This window comes from Labrenzia sp. R5_0, assembly GCF_017743835.1.
In the GTDB taxonomy this organism is placed as follows: Bacteria; Pseudomonadota; Alphaproteobacteria; order Rhizobiales; family Stappiaceae; genus Roseibium; species Roseibium algicola.
This window is the reverse complement of the sequence record NZ_JAGHRK010000010.1, coordinates 13,227-39,621: the sequence shown is the minus strand read 5'-3', so window position 1 is coordinate 39,621 and position 26,395 is coordinate 13,227. Positions and strand designations below refer to the sequence as shown.

Annotated in this window: 21 protein-coding genes; 16 read left to right on the top strand and 5 right to left on the bottom strand. The window is 57.3% G+C overall.

The genetic code is table 11. The features are described 5' to 3' along the window. Positions 1 to 13: 13 nt before the first annotated feature. The 6 genes from J7447_RS29590 (at position 14) to J7447_RS29565 (ending at position 9,004) form a co-directional block, all read left to right on the top strand. Positions 14 to 577 carry a hypothetical protein gene (locus tag J7447_RS29590; protein WP_209171684.1) on the top strand — a complete coding sequence of 188 codons (564 nt, stop codon included), beginning with the start codon at positions 14 to 16 and terminating at the stop codon, positions 575 to 577. Then, complete coding sequence (locus J7447_RS29585; protein WP_209171683.1) at positions 574 to 1,947, top strand: 7-cyano-7-deazaguanine synthase; 1,374 nt, start codon at positions 574 to 576, stop codon at positions 1,945 to 1,947. Before J7447_RS29590 ends, J7447_RS29585 begins: the two co-directional genes overlap by 4 nt. Next, entirely contained in the window at positions 1,944 to 3,128 is a 1,185-nt protein-coding gene (locus tag J7447_RS29580) for a helix-turn-helix domain-containing protein (protein ID WP_209171682.1), read from the top strand. The genes J7447_RS29585 and J7447_RS29580 overlap by 4 nt, the downstream gene beginning before the upstream one ends. Next, complete coding sequence (locus tag J7447_RS29575) at positions 3,103 to 3,717, top strand: hypothetical protein (RefSeq protein ID WP_209171681.1); 615 nt, start codon at positions 3,103 to 3,105, stop codon at positions 3,715 to 3,717. Before J7447_RS29580 ends, J7447_RS29575 begins: the two co-directional genes overlap by 26 nt. An 82-nt stretch (positions 3,718 to 3,799) precedes the next feature. Further along, complete coding sequence (locus J7447_RS29570; protein WP_209171680.1) at positions 3,800 to 7,882, top strand: Eco57I restriction-modification methylase domain-containing protein; 4,083 nt, start codon at positions 3,800 to 3,802, stop codon at positions 7,880 to 7,882. A gap of 6 nt (positions 7,883 to 7,888) precedes the next feature. Continuing rightward, positions 7,889 to 9,004, top strand: coding sequence for a phospholipase D family protein (locus tag J7447_RS29565; RefSeq protein ID WP_209171679.1), 1,116 nt, complete (start codon positions 7,889 to 7,891; stop codon positions 9,002 to 9,004). A 191-nt stretch (positions 9,005 to 9,195) separates the two neighbouring features. Here J7447_RS29565 and J7447_RS29560 read toward each other — a convergent pair whose 3' ends face one another. Further along, positions 9,196 to 10,302, bottom strand: coding sequence for an RHE_PE00001 family protein (locus J7447_RS29560; protein WP_209171678.1), 1,107 nt, complete (start codon positions 10,300 to 10,302; stop codon positions 9,196 to 9,198). A 282-nt stretch (positions 10,303 to 10,584) separates the two neighbouring features. Between J7447_RS29560 and J7447_RS29555 the strand changes: the two genes are divergently transcribed. Continuing rightward, positions 10,585 to 11,508, top strand: a complete 924-nt coding sequence (locus tag J7447_RS29555) for a recombinase family protein (protein ID WP_075284024.1) — start codon at positions 10,585 to 10,587, stop codon at positions 11,506 to 11,508. 127 nt (positions 11,509 to 11,635) lie between these two features. Here J7447_RS29555 and repC read toward each other — a convergent pair whose 3' ends face one another. From repC to repA, 3 genes are all read right to left on the bottom strand, one after another. Then, complete coding sequence (gene repC / locus J7447_RS29550; RefSeq protein ID WP_075284023.1) at positions 11,636 to 12,892, bottom strand: plasmid replication protein RepC; 1,257 nt, start codon at positions 12,890 to 12,892, stop codon at positions 11,636 to 11,638. A 218-nt stretch (positions 12,893 to 13,110) separates the two neighbouring features. Further along, positions 13,111 to 14,163, bottom strand: coding sequence for a plasmid partitioning protein RepB (gene repB / locus J7447_RS29545; protein ID WP_083660788.1), 1,053 nt, complete (start codon positions 14,161 to 14,163; stop codon positions 13,111 to 13,113). Next, entirely contained in the window at positions 14,160 to 15,383 is a 1,224-nt protein-coding gene (repA, locus tag J7447_RS29540) for a plasmid partitioning protein RepA (RefSeq protein WP_075284022.1), read from the bottom strand. Before repA ends, repB begins: the two co-directional genes overlap by 4 nt. A gap of 1,736 nt (positions 15,384 to 17,119) precedes the next feature. Here repA and J7447_RS29535 point away from each other — a divergent pair. Then, positions 17,120 to 17,569 carry a MucR family transcriptional regulator gene (locus tag J7447_RS29535; RefSeq protein WP_075284021.1) on the top strand — a complete coding sequence of 150 codons (450 nt, stop codon included), beginning with the start codon at positions 17,120 to 17,122 and terminating at the stop codon, positions 17,567 to 17,569. A gap of 118 nt (positions 17,570 to 17,687) precedes the next feature. Here J7447_RS29535 and J7447_RS29530 read toward each other — a convergent pair whose 3' ends face one another. Further along, complete coding sequence (locus J7447_RS29530; protein ID WP_075284020.1) at positions 17,688 to 18,710, bottom strand: GSU2403 family nucleotidyltransferase fold protein; 1,023 nt, start codon at positions 18,708 to 18,710, stop codon at positions 17,688 to 17,690. 779 nt (positions 18,711 to 19,489) lie between these two features. Here J7447_RS29530 and trbB point away from each other — a divergent pair. From trbB to trbF, 8 genes are read left to right on the top strand one after another with little or no spacing between them, the layout of a single operon-like run. Beyond that, positions 19,490 to 20,494, top strand: a complete 1,005-nt coding sequence (trbB, locus tag J7447_RS29525) for a P-type conjugative transfer ATPase TrbB (protein WP_075284019.1) — start codon at positions 19,490 to 19,492, stop codon at positions 20,492 to 20,494. Then, on the top strand, positions 20,484 to 20,843 hold the full coding sequence (locus J7447_RS29520) for a TrbC/VirB2 family protein (protein ID WP_075284018.1): 360 nt from the start codon (positions 20,484 to 20,486) through the stop codon (positions 20,841 to 20,843). The genes trbB and J7447_RS29520 overlap by 11 nt, the downstream gene beginning before the upstream one ends. Continuing rightward, complete coding sequence (locus J7447_RS29515; protein ID WP_075284017.1) at positions 20,836 to 21,132, top strand: conjugal transfer protein TrbD; 297 nt, start codon at positions 20,836 to 20,838, stop codon at positions 21,130 to 21,132. Before J7447_RS29520 ends, J7447_RS29515 begins: the two co-directional genes overlap by 8 nt. Positions 21,133 to 21,134: 2 nt before the next feature. Continuing rightward, positions 21,135 to 23,582, top strand: coding sequence for a conjugal transfer protein TrbE (locus tag J7447_RS29510; protein WP_075284016.1), 2,448 nt, complete (start codon positions 21,135 to 21,137; stop codon positions 23,580 to 23,582). Beyond that, the gene (trbJ, locus tag J7447_RS29505) at positions 23,560 to 24,351 is read left to right on the top strand and encodes a P-type conjugative transfer protein TrbJ (RefSeq protein ID WP_075284015.1); all 792 of its coding nucleotides are present in this window, start codon (positions 23,560 to 23,562) and stop codon (positions 24,349 to 24,351) included. Before J7447_RS29510 ends, trbJ begins: the two co-directional genes overlap by 23 nt. A 2-nt stretch (positions 24,352 to 24,353) precedes the next feature. Further along, positions 24,354 to 24,560 carry a DUF2749 domain-containing protein gene (locus J7447_RS29500; RefSeq protein WP_075284014.1) on the top strand — a complete coding sequence of 69 codons (207 nt, stop codon included), beginning with the start codon at positions 24,354 to 24,356 and terminating at the stop codon, positions 24,558 to 24,560. Then, the gene (trbL, locus tag J7447_RS29495) at positions 24,560 to 25,717 is read left to right on the top strand and encodes a P-type conjugative transfer protein TrbL (RefSeq protein ID WP_209171677.1); all 1,158 of its coding nucleotides are present in this window, start codon (positions 24,560 to 24,562) and stop codon (positions 25,715 to 25,717) included. Before J7447_RS29500 ends, trbL begins: the two co-directional genes overlap by 1 nt. A 15-nt stretch (positions 25,718 to 25,732) precedes the next feature. Continuing rightward, on the top strand, positions 25,733 to 26,395 hold the full coding sequence (gene trbF, locus J7447_RS29490; RefSeq protein WP_209171676.1) for a conjugal transfer protein TrbF: 663 nt from the start codon (positions 25,733 to 25,735) through the stop codon (positions 26,393 to 26,395).

The window sequence follows — 26,395 nt, the reverse complement described above, 5'->3', positions numbered from 1 at the left end:
ATGGAGATTCGCCATGAGTGATGGACCGCATAGAAGCCTGCCGATGCTGCGGCGCTGGAGGGACGTTGCCGAAAGGGCCGCTAAGTCGGTTTTTTCGGCCGACGACGTATGCGAGGCCGTCACCCATGCTTTGCGCAAGGACGCAAGAGGACTTCCGGTAGAAGCAGTTCGCGAGGTGCTGGGCGCTGGAAGTCAGGGCTATCTTTTCGCCGAAGACCGGCTGGCGGAAATCGAAGCGCTCAGATCGGGCTGCCGCGGTTCCGCTTTGGGGAACGCCTTTATCGACTGCGCGATCGAGGCCGCTGGCGACGGACTATTCGGTGATGCAGCCTGCCGGACGGCATTGGCGAACGCGCTTGAGCAGCATACCCGCGATCACTTCCGCGGCGTGGAAGAACACTACCTGCGCGAAGCCAGCGCGCGAAGCGCGCGCTTTGTTCGTGACCGCCTTGATGCGACCCGGAGCGGGTTCACTTTCAGTGCGCTCGCGGGCGATCTGGCCTCGCCCGGTGCAGGGCGCAAATCCGCCTCGCGGCTGCCCCGGCATACCGGAATTGACGAGGGGCCGCCCCTATGAGTTCCGGTACCGCTCAAATCAGGATTCCTGAAAGGTCTATCGAAGTCGTCGAAAACGGTGGCGCGACGCCCCGCGGCTGGGTTCCCTTCGATCTCGGGCGTGATTTCGAGTTTTCTACCGAAGCCCTTGAGACCTATGCTTTCGCAAGCTGGGAGCCCGTTATCTATGACGCCATGGTCGTCGCGGCCGCGATCGAGTATGGCGACAGGATATTGAAGCGGCCCCCGCGCGGATGGGCGCGCCGGATTGCGCTGCGTATTCCTGTCCATGACCCCGATCGGTGGAATGACAGCGAGCTTTCGGCGGCCTTGCTTGATGCTGCGGGCTTCCTGACGGGCGATTACTGGTCGGTCGAGTTCGTCGCGCGCGCCAAGGCGGCGCCGTCCCCGCACAGTGACTACCTGAATCTGCCCGTGCCGACCGAGGCGGTTCTGGCATTTAGCGACGGCATGGATTCGCGCGCCGTAGCGGGGCTGATCGGTTCGGGGCTGGGGCCAAAGCTCGTGCGCGTCCGCGTGGGCAGCAACAAAATCGGACGGCCGGACAAGAAGAACCGGCGCGAGCCCTTCACCATGGTTCCCTATGACGTTCCCTGCAATATGCCGAACAGGGAAGCCAGCGCGAGAAGCCGCGGGTTCAAGTTTGCTCTGATAAGCGGCATCGCGGCGTATCTGTCCGGCGCGGGCGAAATCGTCATCCCCGAAAGCGGGCAGGGCGCCATCGGCCCTGCCATCGCTCCCGTCGTTCATGCCTATCCGGACTACCGGAACCATCCGCGGTTTACGCAAAGGATGGAGCGGCTGCTCAAGGCGCTTTTCGGGAAGGAAATACGCTACGTGTTCCCGCGGCTTTGGAACACGAAAGGGGAAACCTTGCGGTCGTTCGCGGCCCTTCCCGAGGGAAGCGACTGGCATGCGACGCGGTCGTGCTGGAGAAGCAACCGCTGGAGTTCGGTCAACGGCAAGAGGCGTCAATGCGGGGTTTGCGCGGCCTGTATGCTGCGGCGGCTAAGCGTCCACGCGGCCGGTCTCACCGAAGCAGATGACGCCTATGTCTGCACTGATTTGACGGCTGTCAGTCTGGAGGAGGCCGTCGACCCCGACTTCACGAGGATGACTCCCGCCTACCGTCAGTATGCGATTGCGGGTGTCCTGCACATGGATCATCTGGCCGACCTGGCGTCCAAAGACGGCCTCCCCGTCGTTCGCCGCCATGCCGCCTTGCTCGGGCCGGCACTCGGGCTGGGCAAAGAGCAAACTGAAGAATCTCTGACGCGGATGCTGTCGGAACATGCCGGTGAATGGAAGGAGTTCGTTCGTTCGATGGGAAGTAATTCTTTTATCAGGCAGTGGGTACGGGCAGGCCTATGAGCGCAATCATTGAAAGCCTGCCGGTCAGTGAAATCGGCGAGCGGCTGCGCATCGCGCGGGAGGCCGCCGGGCTAACGCAGGCTGCCGCTGCCGAAAAAATCGATGTTGCGCGCACGACGATCGTTGCCATTGAACGGGGACAGCGCCGCATCAAGACGAACGAGCTGCAAGGGCTCTGTTCGCTTTACGGAACTTCCGCGAACGCGATCCTCCGGCAGGAAGCCGTCCATCTGGACATGGTGCCAAGGTTCCGCAAGCTTGCCCAAAGCGCGGACGACGCTGCCGAGCAGGCCGCCTGCCTTCTCAACGATCTGGTAAGCGCCGAAGTCGAACTGGAAAACGCGCTCGGTATCCAGCGTACGCGAAACTACCCTCCCGAACGGCCGATCTTGCCGGGCGATGTCCGGCAGCAGGCGGAGCAGGACGCCCAGGACCTTCGCGACTGGATGGGGCTCGGGGCGGGGCCGGTTCTCGATATTGTATCGCTGCTCGATCTACAGCTCGGCATAAGGGTCTATGTCCGGCCTCTGGACGGGAAGATTTCGGGGCTGTTCGCCTATGACGAAGCGGTGGGCGCATGCATGCTGCTCAATGCCGCTCATCCGGTCGGCCGCATCATACAGACCGGCGCTCACGAACTCGGTCATTTCAACTCGGCAAGACGGCAACCGGAAGTCCTCACGGAAGGCGAAGTCCCGCACTCCCGCGAAGAGCGCTATGCCGACCATTTCGGACGCTGCTTCGTCACTCCCGCACGGGCGGTGAGACAGCGCTTTGCCGAAATCACTGCGGGACAAAGCCATCTCACGCGCCGGCACATAATTCTGCTGGCAAGCGCCTTCGGGGTCGCCCGCGAGGCTATTGTTCGCAGGCTCGAAGAGCTGGGGCTTACCAAGCGCGGCACGTGGGACTGGTTTCAGGCCAATGGCGGGATCACCGACGAGCAGGCGCGTCAGGTGCTGGGTGAACTGCCTGTCCGTGGCAGCAGTCTCCTCGAAGCACAAGGAGCGGTGCCGCCGCGCCTCGCACTGCTCGCGCGCGAGGCGTGGAAGCGCGGCTTCTATAGCGAAGGGCAGCTAGCGCGCCTTCTCAAGCTTGATCGCCATGAGGTGCGGGAGCTGCTGGACGGAGCCGAAAACGAGGAAAGCGAGGCCAATGAGCTTGTCAAGCTTCCTTACTAAGGCCCCGCGAACGATCGTGATTGATGCAAGCGTTGTCATAAATCTCAACGCGACGGATTGTGCCGCCGAGATACTGGGCGCCGTTCCGTCCCCTTTTGCCGTCACGGACAATGTTCGAGCCGAACTGCGGTTCGGCTCGCGAAACGGCCACAATGACGAAGAACGGTTGAAGGCGCTTGTAGATGCCGGAGCGGTTGGCGGCGCTGCCCTCGACGCGGCGGGGCTTGCGATTTACGAGACCCTGATCAGCGGCTCCGCGGCGATGACGCTTGATGACGGAGAGGCGGCGACGATCGCCTGTGCCGTCCAGATGAACGGAATAGCGATGATCGACGAGCGGAAGGCGCGGAAAATCTGCGCCTCGCGCTTCGGGTCTTTGCCGGTCGTTTCCACGGCAGAGCTGCTGACCGACGGCTTCACTGAAGCGGCGCTCGGACGCCAAAGACAGATCGAAGCGATCATTGCTGCCTTGCAAGGCGCACGTATGCGGGTTCCGCCCGAGCATATTGAAAAAGTCGTCGGGCTGATCGGCGCATCGAACGCCGCCTCCTGCCTTAGCTTGCCGCGCACGGCGCGGGCGGCCTCGTAAGCGGGGGGATTTCGGTGGGTATAAGTTCTGCGGCGGCGCTATTAACATTTGGGCAGCAGATTCGCTTGGGTAGAATAAGCGTATGATAGAGAACGTATTTCAGGGCAGTCTTTTTACCAGTGATTTTCTGACACAGTCGATTGTCAGTAACGCTGACTGGAAAAGCATCAGCGACGATGACATCGACGCGCTGGCAGCCGATTTGGCCGCTGTGTTCGCTGCCTTCCCGGTCGGCCAGTCGCCCAATGAAACCCGTACCGAAGACGACCTGATCTGGCCTGTTTTGCGGCGGCTAGGTTGGGACCAGGCGATGCGCCAGCAAAACCTGACCGTGAAGGGACGGGACGACGTGCCGGACGGCCTGCTGTTCGCCGATGCCGATACCAAGACGCAGGCCGACCGCTTTCCTGAAGAATACAAGCGCTACCAGTTCGGCCTCGCCATTGTGGAGTCCAAACGCTGGCGCCGGCCGCTTGATCGGCAATCCGGCAAGCGCGGCGAGGAGCTGGCGCCGTCAACGCAGATGCTCCGCTATCTGCGGCGGGTCGATGACCTGACCACCGGCAATTTGCGTTGGGGCATCCTCACGAATGGCGGCAGATGGCGGCTTTATTATTCGGGCGCGCGCTCTGTGTCCGAACAGTTCTTCGAACTCGACCTCGCGGCCGTTCTCGGAATCGCCGGACATGGCGATGGCCTGTTCAAACTCAATGACGATCAGCGGCGCCATGCCTTGCGCGTCTTCGCTCTGGTGTTTCGCAGGGAAGCGTTTCTCCCTTCTACGACCGACCCGCGCACCTTCCATGTCCGCGCCCTTGAAGAAGGCAAGTTCTATGAAGAACGTGTTGCCTCCGATCTGTCGGACCTCGTGTTTGACAAGCTCTACGCTCTGCTTGCGCGCTCGATTGCGGATAAGGCGCCGGAAGCAGCGCTCCAGGATGTGCGTGAAGCCGCACTGATCCTTCTCTACCGGCTGCTCTTCATCCTCTACGCCGAAGACCGCGATCTCCTTCCTGTCAATGACCGCCGCTACGACGATTACGGCCTGCGTGACCGCGTCCGGCTCGATGTCGGCGACCGCAAGGACAAGGGCGATACATTCTCGACCACCGCTGCGCGGTACTGGTCCGTCCTTGACGATTTGTGCCGCGCCATCGACGAAGGCGACACCTCGATCGGCTTGCCGCCATACAATGGTGGGCTGTTCGACCCTGAACGGACACCGCTTCTGCGGCAAGTGCGCCTTTCCGACGCCGTCATGGCGGAAGTGATCGACAAGCTCTCGTTCGAGCGCGCCGACGATACGCGCAAATACATCAATTACCGCGACCTGAGTGTGCAGCAGCTCGGCTCGATCTACGAAAGGCTTCTCGAACACGAAGTCGTCAGGGAAGGCGCGGTTGTCGACATTCGCCCGAACATCTTCGCGCGCAAGGGTTCAGGCAGCTATTACACCCCCGACGACATCGTAAATCTAATCATCCGCGAAACGCTTGAACCGCTGATCGAAGCGCGTCTGGCCGCGTTCAGGAACAAGGCCGAAGAACTCGCTTCTTCCGATCAGGACGAAGGGCGCAAGCTCGGGATTCTGAGGCGTCTCGATCCGGCCGAAAGGCTGCTCGATCTCAAAATCTGCGATCCGGCCATGGGTTCGGGACACTTCCTTGTCAGCCTTGTCGATTACATGGCCGACCAGGTGATAACCGCCATGGCGGAAACCGAAACCATGGTCGAGTGGGCGGACTACATCTCGCCGCTTGCCGATCGCATTGAAGGCATCCGCAACACCATTCTCGGCAATGCCGAAGAACGAAGCTGGACAGTCGATCCCGAGCAGCTCGATGACCGCCACATTATCCGCCGCATGGTCTTGAAGCGCTGCGTCTACGGCGTCGACAAGAACCAGATGGCGGTCGAACTGGCCAAGGTCGCTCTCTGGCTTCATAGCTTCACGGTCGGCGCGCCGCTCTCGTTCCTCGACCACCATCTGCGCTGCGGCGACAGCCTGTTCGGCTCCTGGGTGAAGACAGGTATCGAGAAGGCGACGGCCTATGGCAGTCCGCTTCTTCTGCACGAGCCGGTAAAGACCGCGCTCGGTTCGGCCGCCTCGATGCAGACCATCGAAGGCCTGCCGGATGCGGAAATCGCGGAAGCGCACCGCTCGCAGGAAATCTTCGAAGGCGTGCAGGTTATGACCGCGCCGCTCAATGCGTTCCTCTCGCTGCTGCACGCGATCGAATGGCAAGACCTGAAAGGGAAAGACAACGCCAAGGCCATTCAGGGCTACTTCGACGGTGCGTTCGGAGATCCTTTCGAGATTGCACTCGGCAAGCGCGAGCCGCAGGTGCGCGACGACCACGGCCGCCGTTTCCTCGAAATCCTGAACGTCGCACGGGAGTTAGTGGCCGAAGAGCGCTTCCTGAACTGGCAGGTTGCGTTTCCAGGCGTCTGGACGGACTGGGAGAACGAAGGCCTGTCCGGCGGTTTCGATGCCATCATCGGCAATCCGCCGTGGGACCGCATGAAACTCCAGCAAGTCGAGTGGTTTGCTGCACGCAAACGGGAGATTGCGCTGGCGCAGAAAGCGGCCGATCGCAAGCGGATGATCGACGAGCTGGAACGGAATGATGATCCGCTTTCCGGCGACTTCAAGAAGGCGAACGAGCGGGCCGAAGCGGCGACGCGAATGGCCCGGTCAGGCGGCGATTATCCGCTGCTCTCAGGCGGCGACGTAAATATCTATTCGCTTTTCGTCGAGCGCGCCATGGCGCTCGTGAAGCGGGACGGCATGGTGGGCCTGCTCACGCCGTCCGGCATCGCATCGGACAAAACGTCGTCGACTTTCTTCAAGGGCGTTTCGACACAAGGTCGGCTGAAGGCGCTCTATGATTTCGAGAACCGGCGCACGCGCTACAATGCCGCCCCGTTCTTCCCCGATGTCGATAGCCGCTTCAAATTCTGCGTCTTTGTGGCAAGCCCAACCCCGACTGCCGAAGCGGCCATGTGCGCCTTCTTCCTGCAAAGTGTCAGCGAACTTAACGATCCTGAACAGCGCTTCGCGCTCACGGCTGAAGATTTCTCGCGGGTGAATCCAAATACCGGTACTGCGCCGATATTCCGCTCGCGCCGCGACGCTGAGCTTACAACAGCAATCTATTCCAGTGGGAGGATTCTGTCTGACCGGTCAGGTGGCGAAGAGATCAAAGCGTGGCCGCTGAAATATTCCACCATGTTTCACATGACCAATGACTCCGGACTTTTCCGGACTCGACGGGAATTGGAAGAACAGGAAGGAGGCTGGCACAAAGGGGGAAATCGCTATGGCAGCCTGAAGGGGGATTGGGTTCCCCTTTATGAGGGCAAGATGATTCAGGCCTTTGACCACCGTGCGGCAAGCGTAGTCGTCAATCCGGAGAACCAACACCGCCCCGCGCAACCGGAACCCGCAACATTCGAGCAACATTGCGATCCGTCATGGCTTCCAGCGCCGCAGTTTTGGGTACTGGAAGAGAAATGCAAATGGTCCGCGGGGCCGGGCTGGGTTCTCGGCTTCAAGGAAATAACTGCGCCTACCAATGTGCGAACGTTCATCGCAGCTCTGTTGCCGACCGTCGCCTTTGGTAACAAGGTGCCGTTGCTTTTGCGCGAAGGCGAGACCAGTGACGAGTGGCTGCTGGCCGCGAACTTGAACTCGATACCCTTCGATTATGTTACCCGGCAAAAGGTGCAGGGTCAGACGTTGAATCTATTCATCGTCGAGCAGCTTCCGGTGATTGTGCCTGAGCGCTTCTACGATACGAAGTTTGGATCGAGTTCAGCCACGGACGTCCTGCGCGATATTGTCCTGGAGCTTACATACACCTCTCAGGACATGACACCGTTCGCGCGGGACATGGGCTACACCGACGATGCTGGAAATGTTTTTCCGCCATTCGGATGGGACGAAGAACGGCGACTTAGATTGCGCGCGAAGCTAGATGCCATCTTCTTTCACCTTTACGGCATCACGGATCGGGATGATGTTCGTTATGTCTATTCTACCTTTCCGATTGTTGAGCGGCAGGAAAGGGAAATGTACGGCGGTCAGTACCGCTCCTGCGATCTATGCCTTGCATATTTGAGCGCGCTTGCGGCCGGCAGCACCGAAACCGATATGGTTGCGTGAGACTCGATGGAAAAGAAGGGCGGAAAACTCCGGGTTGTAAGCCAGACCTATGAAGGAAAGGCCCGGTTCTATTCGCAAATCAACGAAATCCTAGCGACAGGCGGACTGAAAAAAGTACGCTTCGCAGTTGCTTATGCGCGGTGGGACGGACTGGGCCTCATCTCCGAAAATCTCGAAGAGTTTCTGCGGGCCGGCGGCATTTTGGAGACTGCATACGGCTTCGATAACGATGTCACGTCCCCTGACAGCTTTCTATATGGGCTGTATCTCAAAGAACTCTTTCCGGGGAAAGTGTACTGCGGGGCTTTTGAAGACAAGTATCGAAACGCCGTATTTCACCCCAAACTTATGCTGTTTGAAGGCGACGACTATCTCAAGGCTATCGTCGGATCGGCTAACCTGACCGGCGCGGGATTAAGCCGAAACATAGAACTCGGCACACGAATCGAGGTGCCTCGTGCCTCCAGAATCGCAAACGACCTTGAGGGGGCTTGGAACTATGTGAAAGGAACTGCTGTCGACGTCGATATTTCGTTCGTTCGCGCGATGAAGGCACAAAGCCGACTGGATGAGGAAGCCGACGCAGACGGCGGCGCAAAATCGGAATCTGGTGAGCCAGCGAAGCCATCATTCTCAGTCGGGGCAAAGGTCGCCTCGAAGCCGCTATTCGCAAAGGTTCTCGACATTGAAAATGCCCGAAAGAGGGATTCGGTTTTGCGTAAGCTTGACCCGCTTAGCAAGCCGCCCCGGAGGCTTTACCTTCAGATATTGGCCGGGGAAACCGGCGCGCCAGATGCGAGCGTAATGGGGTATCAAATCCAGTTACCGGTGGCGACGCTGTCGGCCTATTTTGGTGTCGGCCCTGCACAAACTAAAGAAGTCCTCTTTCATTTTGCAGCGGAGGATTTTCGCGTCCATCTCACCCATTTCGAGAACAATACGCATCGCGTCAGATTACGGCCACTGCGTGACGTGCCGCGACCGGCAATTGTTCTTTTTGAACGGGACGGGCCAGGTGAGTTCACCTGTGCCATTGTTTCACCGAAGGACTATTCTCGGGTGCTTGCCGAGAAATGCAATCAACAAACCAGAGCTGGAGCGAGAAAGTGGGGCTTGGAATGACTGGTGTATCCAGAGCTATCTGAGAGCGTCGGCGAGCGGGTGGGGAAGTATCTCCTCCTGGCAATCATCGAAGCCTTTTTCCACAAAGTGAAGAAGGCGCCCAAGAGGGATCCCATCTTCTTTGTTCGGACCGGCAGTTGTCTGGACATTGAGCCGAGCGCAAGAAAGAGCAAAAAGTGGGTGGAACGCTGTCATAGAACCCCCCATGCTCTATAACGTCCCCTGCCCGTCAACTCGCGAACGCCGAGATCACTGACCAGGTTCAAGGCTCCGCGTGGCGAGATCTTCGCGGCTTTTGCAACCATATGAGCCGACACGATCGGCCGAGACATCAGCAGATCAACGGCGACAGGAAGGCTGCTCGTCGTACGCCGGCCTGACGCCTTCCGCTCAAGCTGCCGCTTCGCGAGCGTCAGCCGGTCAATGTCCTTGATCCCCATGCCGGCCGCCGCGCTCATCGCATCGAGATATGCGACAAGCCTTGTGGTCCGATCGCGCGCGCGCCTCCGCTCCCGTGGTATCTCCCGCAGGCCGACTGCATATGCCAGCAAATGAGATCGAACCTTTCCGCGAGCTCGCAGGAAATCCGAAACGAGCACCTGGCCAAGCCAGTGTTGACGCTGGAGGGGTTCGAGATGTTCCCATGCATCCCAGAGAACCGATGCGGCCAGCGTGGCCGGAAGCCGTTCGAGCTGCTTGGCCAGCTCAAGCCACTCGCCGATCCGCTCACCTTCATCCCAATCCGGATCGCGAATGAGCAGCTCGCCGACATTGATCTCGGGTTCTCGTTTCCTTTGTTCGACAGCCGCATCGCCATCGACCAGCCATTGGGTGCGAGCGAGCACCTCATCGATCTCGGCCAGCTCCGGAGACAGGGCTGCGTCACCAACCAATTCGAGTTCGACCCCCTCCCCTCCCCTGTCGACGGGTTCTGCTTCGACAGAGATCTCTTCCGCGACGCCAGCCAGCGCCATAATCCCCGACCGCGAAACCGCCCATCCTGGATTGTTGCGCGACACCCGGCGCCGCGCCCGCACAATGCGGTGCGCAATGACGAGCTCATGGCTGGGCGCGCGTATGTCCATCTGTGCGTCGTGGAGAACCAGATCCTCGAGATGGACGAGTTCGCCGGCGACCCACATACTGGAGACGGACTCGAAGAAATCGGCCCGCGCGGCAAAGCCTGACCCGACCTCTGATCGGGCGACGCGCTCATCGAGCCGCGCAAGCGCATCCTCCGCGGCCGCGATCGGCCCCAGAAGGGTCTCGTGGTTCAATTTTCCGATTTCATAAACCATTGATAAAACGACGCTTCGATTCTAATACAGAAGCTAACACGCTTCTCGCTTCCGTCACACCGGTAATTCTCAAGCCCCTCTATATATGATGAGCGCTGCGGTCTCCGGGATTGAACAGAGACCCGGCAATCGGTGCTCAGATCGACGAGAGAGCCCATTTTTCCGGGGTTTTTGGCGCTTTCGGCTGTCAGAAAGGCCGTCAAGAGACGTTTACAAATGATCGGTTATCCGTATCTTCTTTAATTGGAAACTTCCTCTCTTATCGGCTCTCAGGCGTCCCAAATGGCCAAATCAGCGCTCAAACAGTCTTCTCATCGACCTGAGGGACGGCTTATTGGCTACGCGCGCGTCTCCACGGAGGAACAGGCGACAGAGGCGCAGGAACTGGAATTGCGTTCGGCGGGCTGCGAGATAATCGTGGAGGAATACGGTTCCGGCGCCTCACGCGCTCGTCCTGCCCTCGCCAGGCTCGTTCGGGAGATCGATGCCGGCGAGACGCTGGTCGTCGTCCGGCTTGACCGTCTCGCCCGCTCAGTGAACCATCTTTTAGAAGTGATCGACGATCTGAATGCAAAGGGAGCGCATTTTCGCTCACTGAGCGACCCGATCGACACGACGACACCTCAGGGCATGTTCTCGCTGCAGGTTCTGGGTGCTGTCGCGCAGCTCGAGCGCGCCTTGATCTCCGAGCGCACCAAGGCCGGCATCAAGGCCGCAAAGGCGAAGGGGAAGTTACCCGGCAATCCAGGAATTCGAGAGCGCAGACCTGAAGCGCTTGCCAAGATGACGGCCGCTCAAAAGGCGGCCTATGGTGCACGCATCCAGGCAAGTGCAAGTCAGTGGCTTCCAATTGTCCGGCGCATGCGTCCCTATCACACCTGGGACGATATCTCACGGTTTCTCAAAAACCGTGGATTTGACTGGACGCCCGAACGGCTTCGGCGCGCGGTGAAGTGGATGGTCACAGAGGGAATGGCGGACAAGGCCCTGCTCAGCAAGTCGCCTCCGCGCCCGCCGGAAGACCGGCTGATGACGCTGGTCGCCGGCATTCATTCGTCCAATCCGGAGCTGACATTGCGCGAAATCGCCGGTCAGCTCGAACGCCTGCACGAGCGTACACCCCGCGGTGGGACAAAATGGTCGCCTTCTTCCGTCAAGAACCTCATCGACCGGGCAAAGCGGACTGGTTTGCTCGAAGCAGTTTGAGTCCCAGATCGGAACTCCGGCGCAAATTGCCCGCCCAGACCCTGCGGACGAAGTCTCCGTGCGTTTGATTTCAACCGGTCGGAAAACTGGCGCCGGCACTGATCTCCGTTCAGACCTCACCATGGTCTCACACCAGCCCATGCAGGGATTTGTGGAGGTGGAGTTTGCCCTCCCCAGCCCTGTCGATCATGGCGCGGAAATATCCGCCGGGCGAGGCAATGTGCTCCGGATCCCGCAGCGCCTTTTCGGCGACAACCGCAAGGCAGGCCGCGGCCAGATATCTGCCTTGCCGCTCGACAGCGAGCTGATATCCGGACGGACTGAGGCCGATCAGCATGCGCAACTGCTCGGCAGCTCCACAAAGAGCCGGCCAACTGCTCAGACCGACCCCCAATTCTGCCTGTACCGATGAACATGCCGACTGAATGAGCCCTATGGAAACACCATCCAGGTTGGTTTCGGGAAACTTGCCTGCGCCTCCCCTTCCCACTTGTGATTTCGGCTGTTGTGTTTCCGTGCGCCCGCCGCAAGGCTCTTTTTCAAGAGCCATTTCAACGGCGAAGCCGTTGTCAGAAGTAAATTCAATGTCTTGCTCGTTAGAGCAAGTCCGTTGAGGATTACTTTCAAGGGAGTCGGTTGGGGTTGTAATAAATAAAGGGCTGACATCAATGTCACCCGCGCATGACATTTTATCCTTATTTTTCAACGAATGTGCTTCATGGAGAGCCAGGACCTGCGCATAGAGCGATTCCAGAAGTGCCGCCTTCTCCACCACATTCAATTCGTCCCGGATCACAATCGCCTGGGCTCGGGCAGCAAACCCGTGAAATTCTGCAGGCTCCAGTTCGGCCATGTCGGCGATCGCCCGTGAAAACCGTGTAACAGCCCGCCTGGCTTCCTGCTCGGCCTTGATACGGCGCTGGAATGCATCCGCCTGAACCTTGAAGGCCTCCAGATTGAAGCACGCAGGGCTAAAGTCCAGACCGTAGGCCTGCTCCAGAGCCCCTTCTGAACCGCGATAGACATAGCGTCGCCCGGTCGGACTGTCCCGATAGGCAAGCACTCCGGCTTCGACGAGTTTCTTCAGGCAGCGCGTGACAGTGCGCGTGGTGCGCCGAGTGTATTCGGCAAGACGCTGATTTGAGATCGCCACTACCGGCCGCTTTCCGGCCTGGAAATCGTCGGGCTGCACAAGACCCAGGAGAATATCCAGGACATGATAAGCCGTGCCATCGATACCAAGCGCCGGCGCAACGCGTTTCAGAACCAGGGAGATTTCCTTTTTGGTGACCTTCGGCCGGTCTTCCTGGGACGCCAGATGCGCGCTCGCAAGAATCCCGGCAGACACCTTGCGAAAACTCGCAATCTGCTGGGTCGAAGACATAAGTCCTCCTTTGCCGGAAGCGCATAAACGCGACCGAGCACTGAATTTTCAGATGCGAGACAAGCTGGAAGACGCAAGAAATCGTGCTCTGCTGCGAGACAGAACTTGCGTTGCGCTGCGAGTGATTCTAGAATCAGAGCTGCTAGACCGAGATCATAGGCACTCGTGCTTATCTCAACGAGGACCCGCCCACGTGGCGGGTTCTTTGTTTCATGCTTTTATTTGCTCGCTTGTTTCCCTTCGCCTTTTTTGAACTCTTCAATCAACGCCGTCATCTTGTCTGCGACAAACTGAGCAAAAGCCGGCTCTTTCTTCGCATCTAGGAAGATTTTGACAGCGTTGCTGGACTGCTCCATCGTTCCGAACGAGCGACCTTCGTTCTCCAATCGAGACTTTTCAGCTCTGGATTTCGTCGTCCTGAACTTGTCTGCTTTTTCAGCTGTCCGATAAGCCAGTTCGAAACGCTTGTTGGAGTCAGCCCCTTTCCACACTGCGCTTTCGGGTAGAGCACGCACCGCTTCGAGAATCGAAGACTTCTTTGCACCTCGATCAGCGAGGCTCGCAAAAGCCTCCCAACGATTTCGGCCGATCTTGGGGGCAGGTCCAATCAAACGAAAGATATCAGCTGGCACCAAAGCGACGATTGCAGACATTTTCGAAATCGTTGTGTCAGAGGCAACTCCAACAGACTTGGCTACAAGCTTACGCGTGAAACCGGCTTCCAAAAGGGCGACTGCGTATACCGCCTGCTCAATGAAGGACAGGTTCTTTCGTTCATTATTTTCAAGACCTTGAGCAATGACAAGCTCTTCGTCAGAAAGTTCTTGAACGTAAGCTTTCACCTTTTGCCCAAGAACCATGCAAGCACGATTGCGCCGCGCTCCATACGCCAGTTGGTACTGACCATTTTCTGCCGGATGTGGACGGACAAGGATGGGGAGTCGTTGGCCTTCTTCCTTAATGGAAGTCACCAGGCTTCGAAAATCCGGGTCATCGTCGGTCCATTCAAGACGGTCTTGAATGATGGAAGCCCGCACGGTGATGGGGTCGAGTTCAACGGTTTGGGATTTTTCAAGCTCGGCTTTCAGCCGCAGGTTTTCTTCTTCGATGCTTGCAAAACTCGCCTGCAGTGCTTTCGTCGGAGCAGTCGTCATGGGCCGACTCGTAGTCTTGTCCGATTTCTCGGCTTCAGCTTGTTTGGCAAGTTCGTTCGGGTCTACGGCACCAAACATGCCGGCAAGGCGTTTCGCCCGGTTGGATGCTTTGTTCATGAGCGTCCCCAGACTTTCAGGATCTCTTGGAAGATCTCAGTGTTGGCAGCATTTACGGATTCTATGGCGCGATTGTACGTGTCGCGTCCGACAGACCCTTTTTCGAGTTCGTACAACGTTTTGTTTTCCAGACCGGCATTTGTGATCGCAGTGGTCTCTACAACTGCAGCAGTCAAGACGCTTTCTCCAAAGAGAGACCGAAGCATCGCTGCAATATTCACCTGTGGAACATCGTGGGGAATATGTCTGGTCAAAAGAAACCGCATGAACTCATGATCGACAGGCGCACCAAAGTGAGCCATTTGTTCCAGCATTTCGTCCATCATGTACAAAAACTGGTTCATACTTGCGACGTCGATCATCGCGGACTGTACAGGGATAATTAGCCCGGTAGCGGCAAATACAGCGTTTAATGTCAGATACGACAATTGCGGTGGCGCATCGATTACGACTACATCGTAACGATCCTCCACGCTTCTCAGTGCAGTCGCCAACCGGCGAATAAAGTATTCGTCTCCCACGTATTTGTTGCTGATGATGGCGGCTGGCGTTTCGTAATCGAAATACTGCAGCTCGCTCTGGCCTGGAACAAGATCCAGGCCCGCAAAGTAGGTCGGTCGAATTACCTCCGGAAGTGGCCGACGTTCATCATCGTAACGCAGAACGCCAAACACCGTTTCGTTGTCGCCTACTTCCAAGACCGGCTGAACACCCAGCATCTCCGTCAGACTTGCTTGTGTATCAAGGTCGATTGCGAGAACGCGGAGGCCTTGCAACGCGAGAAACTGAGCCAAGTGCAAAGCAGTCGTCGTTTTCGCGCAGCCACCTTTGAAATTGGCGATCGCGACAATTTGCATTCCGTCATCTTTACGACGACGCGGATCAAACTGTAGGGACTGTCCGGGACGTTTTTCGGCCAGGAACGATCGAAGTTCATTGATCTGATCGAGTGTGTACATGCGCCGGTTCCCATCAGACCGCGCCGGTTGCGGACCTTCATTGTCGAGCGACATTTGCCGCAAGGTTGCGGGCGCGATGCCAATCAGGTCCGAAACTTCAGATGAGGAAAACGATCGCAAGTGCTTACGCGACTCCGGAGGATAATTCTGTTGCCAGTTGTTTTTGATTTGCTGGCTCAATAGTGACGAAAAACGCGCAATTTTTCCCCTTGTTGAGTTGGGGTCCAATTCCTTGTCAGAAATTGCGGCTTCTTCTGTCATTATCCACTCCGACGCAAAAATTTGAAAAACACGGAAATAAGCGTCAGAGCGAACTAAGAGCGAATTAGTGATTCCTGTCAATGGCTTTTTAGTTAACGCCCGTTAACTTTTCCACCGTCGACACGATATCGTGTGCCTAGAGAAAATGGACCACACTAGTACTTGCAGGCAGACTCTGCTCATGGTGCATTTGTTCAGAAGTGCAGAGCGAGCTAAACAATGATGTACGCCTCATAATATTCGATTCAGATCAGCGAAGACCCGAATGTATCCTGAGATCAGGCGTTCGGCGTCTAAGTTTTGATGCGCGGAGACCGCGTTGCTTCCTGTGTTTTTTGATAGCTATGACTCGGTTTCGTATTCCCTTTCGCCCACTCACGCACGGCAGTCAGATTGACGCCCAGTGTATCCACCACCGTTTTCATGACAAATGTCCACTTTGAAACTCCATAAAAAGTAGAGGTCTTTTATTGGATCGCCGCATTCGGGGTCTAATTCTAAAATGTCTTCTTGCCGAACTGACACTCAAGTTCTCGAGTGAGGTCTCTCGGTGCAATGTTATTGCGCTAGGAGACCTCAGAAAAGCTTTCGCCATCTTAAAGCTTGTTGCCTACGAATTGCGGCGTGAACGAAGAAGACCAACATCGACGACAACCCTGAATGACAAGTTCTATTCAGACATGAGCCGCGCTCACGGCTACCTGTAGACCCATTCGTCAAACAATTGTGTTAGGTCGAAATGCATTTCTTTTAGGACAGGCCGGGCAAAGCAATTCCAGAAGGTGGCGCCACGAGATTTTAACAACCCTTCTTTCCAAAAGGTTCGTACTGACATCGTTCATCGTATGAATTTACCAGCACTGCGTCGTGCCAAATTGTTGTGAGACAATTCGACCAATTGGATTTCCAAGCCCCCTCCTCTCCGCTGGGCAATATCCAACCTCCAGCCCCGGATCAACGATTTGAAGTTCCTATGTTGGATGACCAGAAATTGATTTCCAACCCACGCCAAATCGGCATTTGGACGCAGCTTGGCGACCAAGAGCTCGGTTCCGTCTACGAGACCAGACTCTGCATTATCGGCAACACAGAACGCAATCAACTCAAACACCGCAGATGAAGTTCCGTCTGCGATGTAGTGGAATCCGCAAACCTGTTGACTTGATACGTTTCTGAACACCTAGTTCCGAGTGGGGTGTCAGATGACACCGGGTCAAGAAATTGTTTTTTCGATGTTTTTTTTCCGAGACGTCATTCCTTCCAATCGAATGCGAACAATTCTTGAACTCCCCTCCCCCGATTTGCGGCCACGAGAACAATTGAATCCCGCGGTGAAAACATCGTCTCCCTTTTCCTACCAAAGAAGTATTGAGGTCCCACAGGGCAATCCCATCAAAAAATACAACAGGACCGTAAACGCTAGCGAATGATTGCGACGGCGATTTTGAACCGCCCAGACAACTGATGCTAAATGGCAACCGTCGAGCACTAAGGTAGGAAGTGACCAGCCGGAAGATGCCGACCGTAAGAGATATTCATTACGAGGGCAGGGGCCTCCAACCTAAAGAAGTGAACATCAGGTTCGGATGGCCGAAAAGCTCGATCGCGGTGTGCTCAAGAGCAATGGTGAACGTAAAGCGACCACTGGCTGTCCGAAGCGATGATTTTACTTCACAGGGGAACAAGTTTAGAACCAGCGCGCACCCAGATCCCAGTATCGCCCGGCAAGGAACCCAATGTCTGAGACACCCGAAAACAACACAACTATTGAGCCCGTATATGTTGATCTGACTGCCGACATCGTCTCCGCATATGTGAGCAACAACACGATTGCTTCGGGTGATCTGGCAGCCTTGATAGCGACGGTTCATTCGGCTCTCGTTTCGGCCGCACAAACGGCACAGGAACCAGCCGCTGAAGAACTTGTCCCGGCTGTACCGGTCAAGAAGTCCGTCTTGGGCGACTACATCATCTGTCTCGAGGACGGCAAAAGATTCAAATCGCTGAAGCGTCACCTGCGAACGCATTTCGATATGACGCCGGAAGACTACCGGGCCAAGTGGAACCTGCCTGCGGATTATCCGATGGTTGCCCCGAACTACGCCGCGGCGCGGTCGGATCTCGCCAGGAAAATGGGACTGGGTCAGAAACAGGGTCGCAGAAGCAAACTGGCGAACAAGAGCTAGTCTTCTTCCCGCCTGGACAAGACCCCGCCGGAGCTGAAGTTCCGGCGCGCGGGGCACAATTCGATCACTCTGAAGCAGGTGCCTGCAGCGACCGGTTCCCTGCCGGCAAGTCCGCCTGTCAAGAAAGCTGATCGAGCAAGGCCGAAGTTGCCGGCATGCGTTTCAGGCTTGCCGCAATGCGCTTGCGCCATTCCGGACCGGTTTCCAATGCGCTCTGGTAGGCTTCGGCAAGGTCGCCCGGCCTGGTCTCGGTCAACGCCTCGAACAGAAATGCCGCCTGGGCCCGATCCTTGTGCGCCTTGAGTGCATCTGCCCCTCCTTGCCTCCGGTCCGCGACGATGAGCTTGTGCACCGCATAGCGTTCCGGGCGCGGGATCTGCACCAGCACGCCCGAGCGATACAAAAAGGGGACACTGATCGGATCGGCAATCAGGTAATTGAGAAAATGCAGACTTTGCGCACTGACGCCAAGGGCGGCAAGATCGCGGATGGCCTCATCCTCTTCGAAGGACGGCGTCAGAAACTCGACCAGGGTCTGGCGATGTGTTTGCCGCCAGCGCCAGGTCTTGCCGTCTTCGATCGCAGGCACGGGATCGAACTGAAGCTCGGAAAAAACCTCTGCAAGGGGAGGGTCGACCGTGTCCGCGAGAGCCAGTGACAACCGCTCGAAACTTGCAATGTCGATGTCATCTGTCGTGGCCGACTGGTCGAACCCGATCCGGATGCCGAGTTCGCCTTCATAACAGCGGAAGGCCTGCGTACCGACGATCGTTCCACCGAGCCGAAAGACGCCGGCTTTGGCCATGGCCGAAACCACCTGGCCGGAACCGACATCGGCGAACAGATAGCCTTCGGCCCGCAGCACCCGCATCAGTCTCGCCCGTTCCCGTTCGGCAAGTTTCGCCGCCCTGGCGATCTCCGATTGCCGCTCCAGGCGGTTCCGCAGTTCTGGCGTGTCTTCGCCGATATACCGGTCGATGGTTTTCTGCCCGACGCGAAAGTGATCGTACCAATAGGTCTTGGAGGCGACCACCTTCGACCGTGGCGCGCCGCGCAGCTCCGACACCTCGCTGTCACGCAGGGACCGCCGCAAGTCCGTCCAGGCGGCTGTGCCGATTGCACTGTGATAGTCGATGGTCATATGTACCCCACATATTTTTTCTCGTGGGGTAAGACTAGCAGATTTTCTATCCCACAGAAATTATTTTGTGGGGTAAACAAGGAACACAATCTCGGAGAACCTTCCGAACCGCCTTGTCCTTGGTGTGGAACGCCAACGAAAAACCAAAGAGCAGCTGCTTCAAAAAAATAGCGCGCACGTGTTGAGCCTTGGGAGGAAGACACTTGGACGCGCCTGGAAAGGTGCGCACGTGACGCTGGGTCACTTTTCCCTTTTATCCGCGTTCAATAAAAAAATCCATTCGCACAATTGCAGAGTTTTTCAGGAGGCGGCACTTCGTGGTCGTTCAAGCCCGTGCATTGAACCTTTCTACAGGCGCAGAGATGCGCCTGTTTTTTTGACACGGCTGATAGGTCCACGTTTGGCCCCGGCCATAAGGATCTGTGATCACGAAGCTTCGTAACGTCGAATATCTCTTTAGCTAAGACCTAGATGAACGGACGGCAACGTAGCCCAATTTGAGTGTTATATTTCCCAATTCAAATAACTCTCCTTAGGTGTGGAAAACTTTTTCTCAACCTTGCGATGACACTTCGTTCCGTGTTGGGTTGCGCCCTCTCGCAAGGTAATCAACCACTGATTGCTGTAGTCGTATCTTATTGATCTCAAATATAAAAGGACACTCCGAATGACCTCCGGAGAGCCTGGGCATACCCTCATGCCCGGTCCGATAAATGCTGTCTCGGCGAGGCCGCACGATCCCCTGAACATCTCAGCTTTCACCGGTAGGGGAGGGGACATTGAGGAACGGTGAAAGCCGTCGCAGGCTTATCGCCGGGCTGGGAGACTCGCTGGGGTCTACGATCCTGTCGGCGCTGTCGGACGACACTGTCGTTGAGATCATGCTCAACCCGGACGGACAGTTGTTCATCGAACGCGTCGGGAAGGGAATGGAGCCCTCCGGCGAGATGACGCCCCATGACGCCCAGATCATCATGGGCAAGGTCGCCCATGCGCTCGGCACGGAAATCACCTCTGACAAGCCGATCATTTCCGGCGAGCTGCCGATAGGCGGTCATCGTTTTGAGGGTCTTCTGCCACCGGTCGTTTCCAAGCCGTCCTTCACGATCCGCAAGAAGGCATCGCTGCTCATCCCGCTTTCCAGGTACGTCGAGGATGGCGTGATGACGGACGGCCAAGCCACCGTGATCCGTGATGCGGTTGCCGGCCGGAAAAACATTCTGGTTTCGGGCGGCACTGGCACCGGCAAAACGACCCTGACGAACGCGATCATTGGCGAAATGGTGTCCGTTGCTCCGGATCACCGCCTTGTCATTCTGGAAGACACAGCGGAAATCCAGTGTGCGGCCAGGAACGCCGTGATCCTGCACACGTCCGACACCGTGGACATGCAACGGCTCCTGAAATCGACCATGCGCTTGCGACCAGACCGGATCATTGTCGGCGAAGTGCGCGACGGTGCGGCTCTGACACTGCTCAAGGCATGGAACACGGGCCACCCGGGCGGCATCGCCACGGTTCACTCCGACAATGCCTTCACCGCACTGACGCGCCTTGAACAGTTGATCGCCGAAGTGTCTCAGCAGCCGATGCCCCAAGTCATAGCGGAAGCGGTTGACCTCATCGTCTCGATCGAGCGCTCCCCCGAACACGGGCGCATCGTTCGGGACATCGTGACTGTGTCCGGCTTTCGGGACGGCACCTATGACATCCGCTCAGCAGTTGCATCTCAGTTCCTCAACAAAAATTCCAACGACAGACAAGGGACTCTTCATGTCGCGTAATTTTGTATTTCTTCTCTTTCTCGCCGGTGCAGGACTGTACCTAATTGAACCAGCCTTCGCCTCCGGCGGCGGCTCGCTTCCCTGGGAAGGCCCGCTTCAGCAAATCCAGGCCTCCATCAACGGTCCTGTCGCTGGCGCCGTTGGCCTGATCGCGGTGGCGATCGCCGGCGCGATGCTGATCTTCGGCGGTGAACTCAACGACTTTGCCCGCCGCCTGGCCTACGTGGTTCTGGTTCTCGGGGTCCTGCTCGGCGCGTCCACTATCGTCGGCCTGTTTGGTTCCTCCGGTGCCTCCATCGGCATTGCTCCGGAAGGGAACGCGGCAACCGTGGACCCGGCTCGTGACTGACGCGCCGGGCCTCAACAGAGCGCGGATCCACCGCGCTCTTTCTCGCCCGACATTGCTGTTCGGGGCAGACCGCGAGCTGGTGCTCGTGACCGGTCTTGCCTCGGTCATTCTGATTTTCGTGATCCTGAAGCCCTATGCCGCCGTGCTCGGCATCGCGATCTGGATCGTGGTGGTTGGCGTGCTGCGGATGATGGCCAAGGCGGACCCTCTGATGCGCGCTGTCTATCTGCGGCACGTCAAATACCGCGCCTATTACCGGCCGACATCCACGCCCTGGCGGAAATACTGAACATGGTTGCCCTCAAAAAATTCCGGCACGTTGCGCCGTCCTTTTCCGACCTGCTCCCTTACGCGGCGCTGGTCGACAACGGCATTGTGCTCCTGAAGGACGGGGGCCTGATGGCCGGCTGGTATTTTGCCGGGCCGGACAGCGAGAGTTCGACCGCGTCTGAGCGGAACGAAGTTTCCAGACAGATCAACTCGGTTCTCGCCCGCCTCGGCAACGGCTGGATGATCCAGATGGAAGCGGTTCGCATTCCCTCAACCGGATATCCGGACAGGGAAAGCTCGCATTTTCCGGACCCCGTCACGGCTTTGATCGATGACGAGCGCCGCCAGCGGTTCGAAGCCGGGGAGGGGCATTTTGAGAGCCAGCACGCCATCATCCTGACCTACCGGCCGCCGGAGAAAAACAAGTCCAAGCTGGTGAAGTACATCTATTCGGACGACGCCAGCCGCAACACGTCTATTGCCTCCCGGACGCTTGAGCACTTCAAGACGACGATCCGGGAATTTGAGCAGTATATGGCGAATGTCGTCTCGATCCGGCGCATGGAAACCCATGAAGTGCCGGAAATAGAAGCGGGGAGGGCAGGGGAGAGGCGTGGCCGTTACGATGATCTCCTGCAGTTCGCACGCTTCGCGCTGATCGGAGAAAACCATCCGATCCGCTTGCCTGACATTGCGATGTATCTCGACTATCTGGTGACGGCGGAATTCCATCACGGTCTCAACCCCATCATCGACGGCACCTATGTCGGTGTCGTGGCGATCGACGGGTTCCCGGCCGAAAGCTGGCCGGGGATCCTCAACGCGCTCGATCTGATGCCGATCACCTATCGCTGGTCGAGCCGGTTCATATTTCTCGATCCGATCGAGGCGCGCTCGGTGTTGGAAAAGACACGCAAGAAGTGGCTGCAGAAGGTGCGGCCGCTGATGGACCAGCTCTTCAAGACCAATTCCGGATCGCTCGATCAAGACGCCATGGTGATGGTCGGGGAAACCGAGGACGCGATTGCCGAGGCGAACTCGCAACTCGTCGCCTTCGGCCACTACACGCCTGTCATTGTGCTCTTCGACACGAACCAGGCGCGGCTTCAGGAGAAGTGCGAGGCGGTGCGCCGGCTCGTGCAGAACGAAGGCTTTGGCGGCCGCATAGAAACCCTGAACACCACCGAGGCATTCCTGGGAAGTCTGCCGGGCGTTTCCTATGCCAACGTTCGCGAGCCGCTGGTGAGCACACGCAATCTCGCGGATCTGGCTCCGCTCAATTCCGTCTGGGCCGGATCGCCGGAAGCGCCATGCCCCTTTTACCCAGTTGGATCGCCGCCCCTCATGCAGGTGGCGTCCGGCTCCTCGCCGTTCCGGTTCAATCTCCATGTCGGGGATCTGGGGCATACGCTGATCTTCGGGCCGACAGGTTCGGGTAAATCGACGCTTCTGGCGCTGATCGCAGCTCAGTTCCGGCGCTATGAGAACGCCCAAGTGTTTGTCTTCGACAAGGGCAAGTCGATGTATCCGCTGACGCTTGCCGTCGGCGCGGATCACTATGACGTCGGCAGGTCGGACACCCTTTCCTTTGCACCGCTCTCATCACTCGAGGACGACACCGACAAGGCGTTCGCTGCCGAGTGGCTGGAAACCCTGATCGAAATGCAGGGCGTGAAGGTCCTGCCGGAGCACCGGAACGCCATCACCACGCAGATTAACCTGATGTCGAAGTCTCAGCGCCGGTCGCTCACCGATTTCGTGTCGGGCGTCCAGAACCGGGAGATCAAGGACGCGCTGCAATATTACACGGTGGACGGCCCGATGGGCTCGCTCCTCGACGCCGAAGAAGACGGCCTCTCGCTCTCCAGGTTCCAGACCTTCGAGATTGAGGAGCTGATGAATATGGGTGACCGGAACCTGATCCCGGTCCTGCTCTATCTGTTCCGCCGTATTGAGAAGCGCCTGATTGGGACACCAAGCCTGCTTATCCTGGACGAGGCCTGGCTGATGCTCGGTCATCCGGTGTTCCGCGACAAGATCCGGGAATGGCTGAAGGTTCTGCGCAAGGCCAATTGCGCGGTGGTCCTGGCAACGCAATCGATCTCGGATGCCGACAGATCCGGCATCATCGACGTTCTGAAAGAAAGCTGCCCGACAAAGGTTTGCCTGCCCAATGGCGAGGCGAGGATTTCCGGGACCCGCGCGTTTTACGAAAAGCTCGGCTTCAACGACCAACAAATTGAAATCATCGCCTCCGCGATCCCGAAGCGGGAGTACTACGTCACGTCTCCGGACGGGCGCCGGCTCTTCGACATGGCGCTCGGCCCGATCACGCTGTCCTTCGTTGGCGCGTCCGCCAAGGACGATCTCAAGCGCATCGAAGACCTTCACTTCCACTACGGCGACAAATGGCCCACTGAGTGGCTCAAACAAAGAGGAATTGCCAATGCCGAACAGCTTCTTGGCTAGATCGCTCGCCAGCGTTCTTTGTGTGATCGGAATTGCAGGACCGGTCCAGGCTGGTGGCGCGGTCACCGGTGCGACCGAGTTCACCCAGATCCTCAACAACAGCGAGCTTATTGCCCTCGGCGGTCAGAACGCCGAGCAGATTGCCAATCAGGTGCAGCAAATCGGCAACCAGATCCAGATGATCGAAAACCAGATCTCCATCTACGAGAACATGCTGCAGAACACGCTCTCCCTGCCGATGCAGGTTTGGGGTGAGGTTGAACAGAACCTCGGTCAACTGCAGAGCCTGGTTCAGAAGGGTCAGGCCATGGCGTTCTCAATGGGCAACCTCGACGACACGCTGAAGCAGCGGTTCCAGAGCTACGCCGACTTCGCGAAGAACGGCCTGCCGGACGGACAGTCGTTTTCGGCCATGTACCAAGGCTGGTCCGATACCAATCGGGACACGATCTCCTCGACCTTGAAAGCGGCCGGATACACCTCAGACCAGTTCGCGACCGAAGAGGACACCATGCGCCAGCTCCGGCAGCATTCTCAGTCCGCCGAAGGCCAAAAGCAGGCCCTGCAAGTGGGTCATGAGATTGCAGCCCAGCAAGTCGAACAGATGCAGAAGCTTCGCGGTCTTGTCTCCCAGCAGATGACCATGATGGGCACCTGGTACCAGTCCGAGCAGACGAAGAGCGATCTCGCTCAGACGAAAAGGGAAAAATTCTTCAATTCCACACTTCCACCCATGACGGGCGGGCAAGAAATGAAAGTAGAGTTCTGAAAATGAACAAATCTTATATCTTCATAGTCGCTCTACTGATTTTGAGTGCTACAGCGATCGCGACCTTTATCTTTGTATTTCAAGGCAAATCTGAAACCAAGCAGGAGAAATACGAAAATAGGTCAACCGCCTTTGATCCCACCAAATACCCCATGACGGGTGGGCAAGAAATGAAACCTGATTTCGGCAATTCGAAAGGTGGGAACTGATGACCACCAAAAAACGGATTGTTCTGTTTACAGCCATTTTGAGCCTGTTTTTCGGATCAAGCATGGCACTGGCACAAGACGGCACAATATTGTCGACTGTCCAAAATCAGATACAAGCGGCGGCACAAGGATGGCAAACGACGATAGCCGATGCCGCTCGTTCGCTATTTTGGATCCTTGCTGGAATTGAATTTGGCATAGCGGCCGTCTGGCTGGCCGTTCAGGCCGCCTCTTTGGAAACCTGGGTCTCAGAGCTCATTCGCCGTGTCATGTTCGTCGGCTTTTTTGCCTTCGTGCTCACCAATGGGCCGAGTTTCGCTCAGGCGATTGTAGACAGTCTTTTTCAGATCGGTGCCGGAGGTGGATCTGCTTCACCTGCTAACATTTTCAACGCTGGGATTACCGTCGCCGGCATCATGTCCAACAATGTACAGTTCGGTCTATTGGCAGATAACGGCCTCGCGATTGCTTCGGTCATAGCAATGGTCGTGGTGGTCATCTGCTTTTCCCTTGTCGCTGCAATTTTCGTCGCAGTGATGGCCGAAATGTATATTGGAATACTGGCGGGCATTATCATGCTCGGCTTGGGAGGTTCCTCGCATACCAAAGATTTCGCTATCAGATACCTGGTCTATTCGTTCTCGGTCGGCATGAAGCTTATGGCTCTCGTGATGATCGCAAAAATTGGATCTGACACCCTTATCGGATTAGCACAAAACGTATCTCCAGATGACGAGTTCATTGCAGCTCTAACAATCGCCGGCATATCGGTCGTGATTTTCATGATCGCTATCTACGTCCCACAGATCATTCAGGGTGTCGTCCAAGGCGTTTCCGTCAGCAATGGTATGGAAGTCATTCGTCACGGAACACAGACCAGCACTTTCGCTGCCGGAACCGCTATCGGCAGCGCTCAAATGGCCGCCGGTGCGAAGGCAGCATACGAAACCGCCAGGAACGATGGATCTTCGAGAGGGCAAGCTGCGGCGCAGGCCGCTATGGCTCCCTTTGCAGCCCTTTCATCAGCTGCCGCAGACAAGCTCTCTGGCGCGCCTCATGCAGGAAACGCCTCGGCGCTAGGTCTCGCCAATCACAAACTGCGGCAATCCCTGCCGAACAAGCCAACTGGCGGCGGGTCTTCGCCCAAATCCTCCTGAGCAATAGGCAAATAGATGGCAAAACATACTTCAATTGATAATCCCTATCTTGCCGCGCGGATGGAATGGAACGAGCGATACGGATCGTACATCCGTACCGCCCGCGTATGGCAGGGTGTCGGTCTTATTTCCTTGGCGATGGCGACAATCGGCTTCGGCTTTGCGCTCTACCAGAGCACTCAGGTCAAACTGGTCCCGTATATCGTCGAGGTGGACAAACTCGGCACGCCTGCGATCGGCGGCTTCCCGGCTCAGATCGAATATGCCGATGAGCGTGTCGTCCGCTCCATGCTCGGAGCCTGGATTGCGACTTTCCGCTCTGTCACGCCAGATACGGTCGTTGCGAAGGGCTACATCGACCGGGTCTATGCGATGCTGCGGCAGACAGATGTGGCCACCCAGAAGGTCAACAATTTCTACCGGACGAACTCTCCTTTCGACCGGGCGCAATCCCGCACTGTCTCCGTCGAGGTGACGAGCATCGTGCCGCTCTCCAATCAATCCTATCAGATCGACTGGACAGAAATCGAACGGGACCGGAAGGGCAAGGAGCTTCAAACGAAGCGCTGGCGCGGGGTAGCAAATGTCACGCTCTCGCCTCCGCAGGACGAAGCGATCATCCGGCTCAACCCGATCGGTCTTTATCTCAAGGACTTCGACTGGACCGCCCAGCTGTAA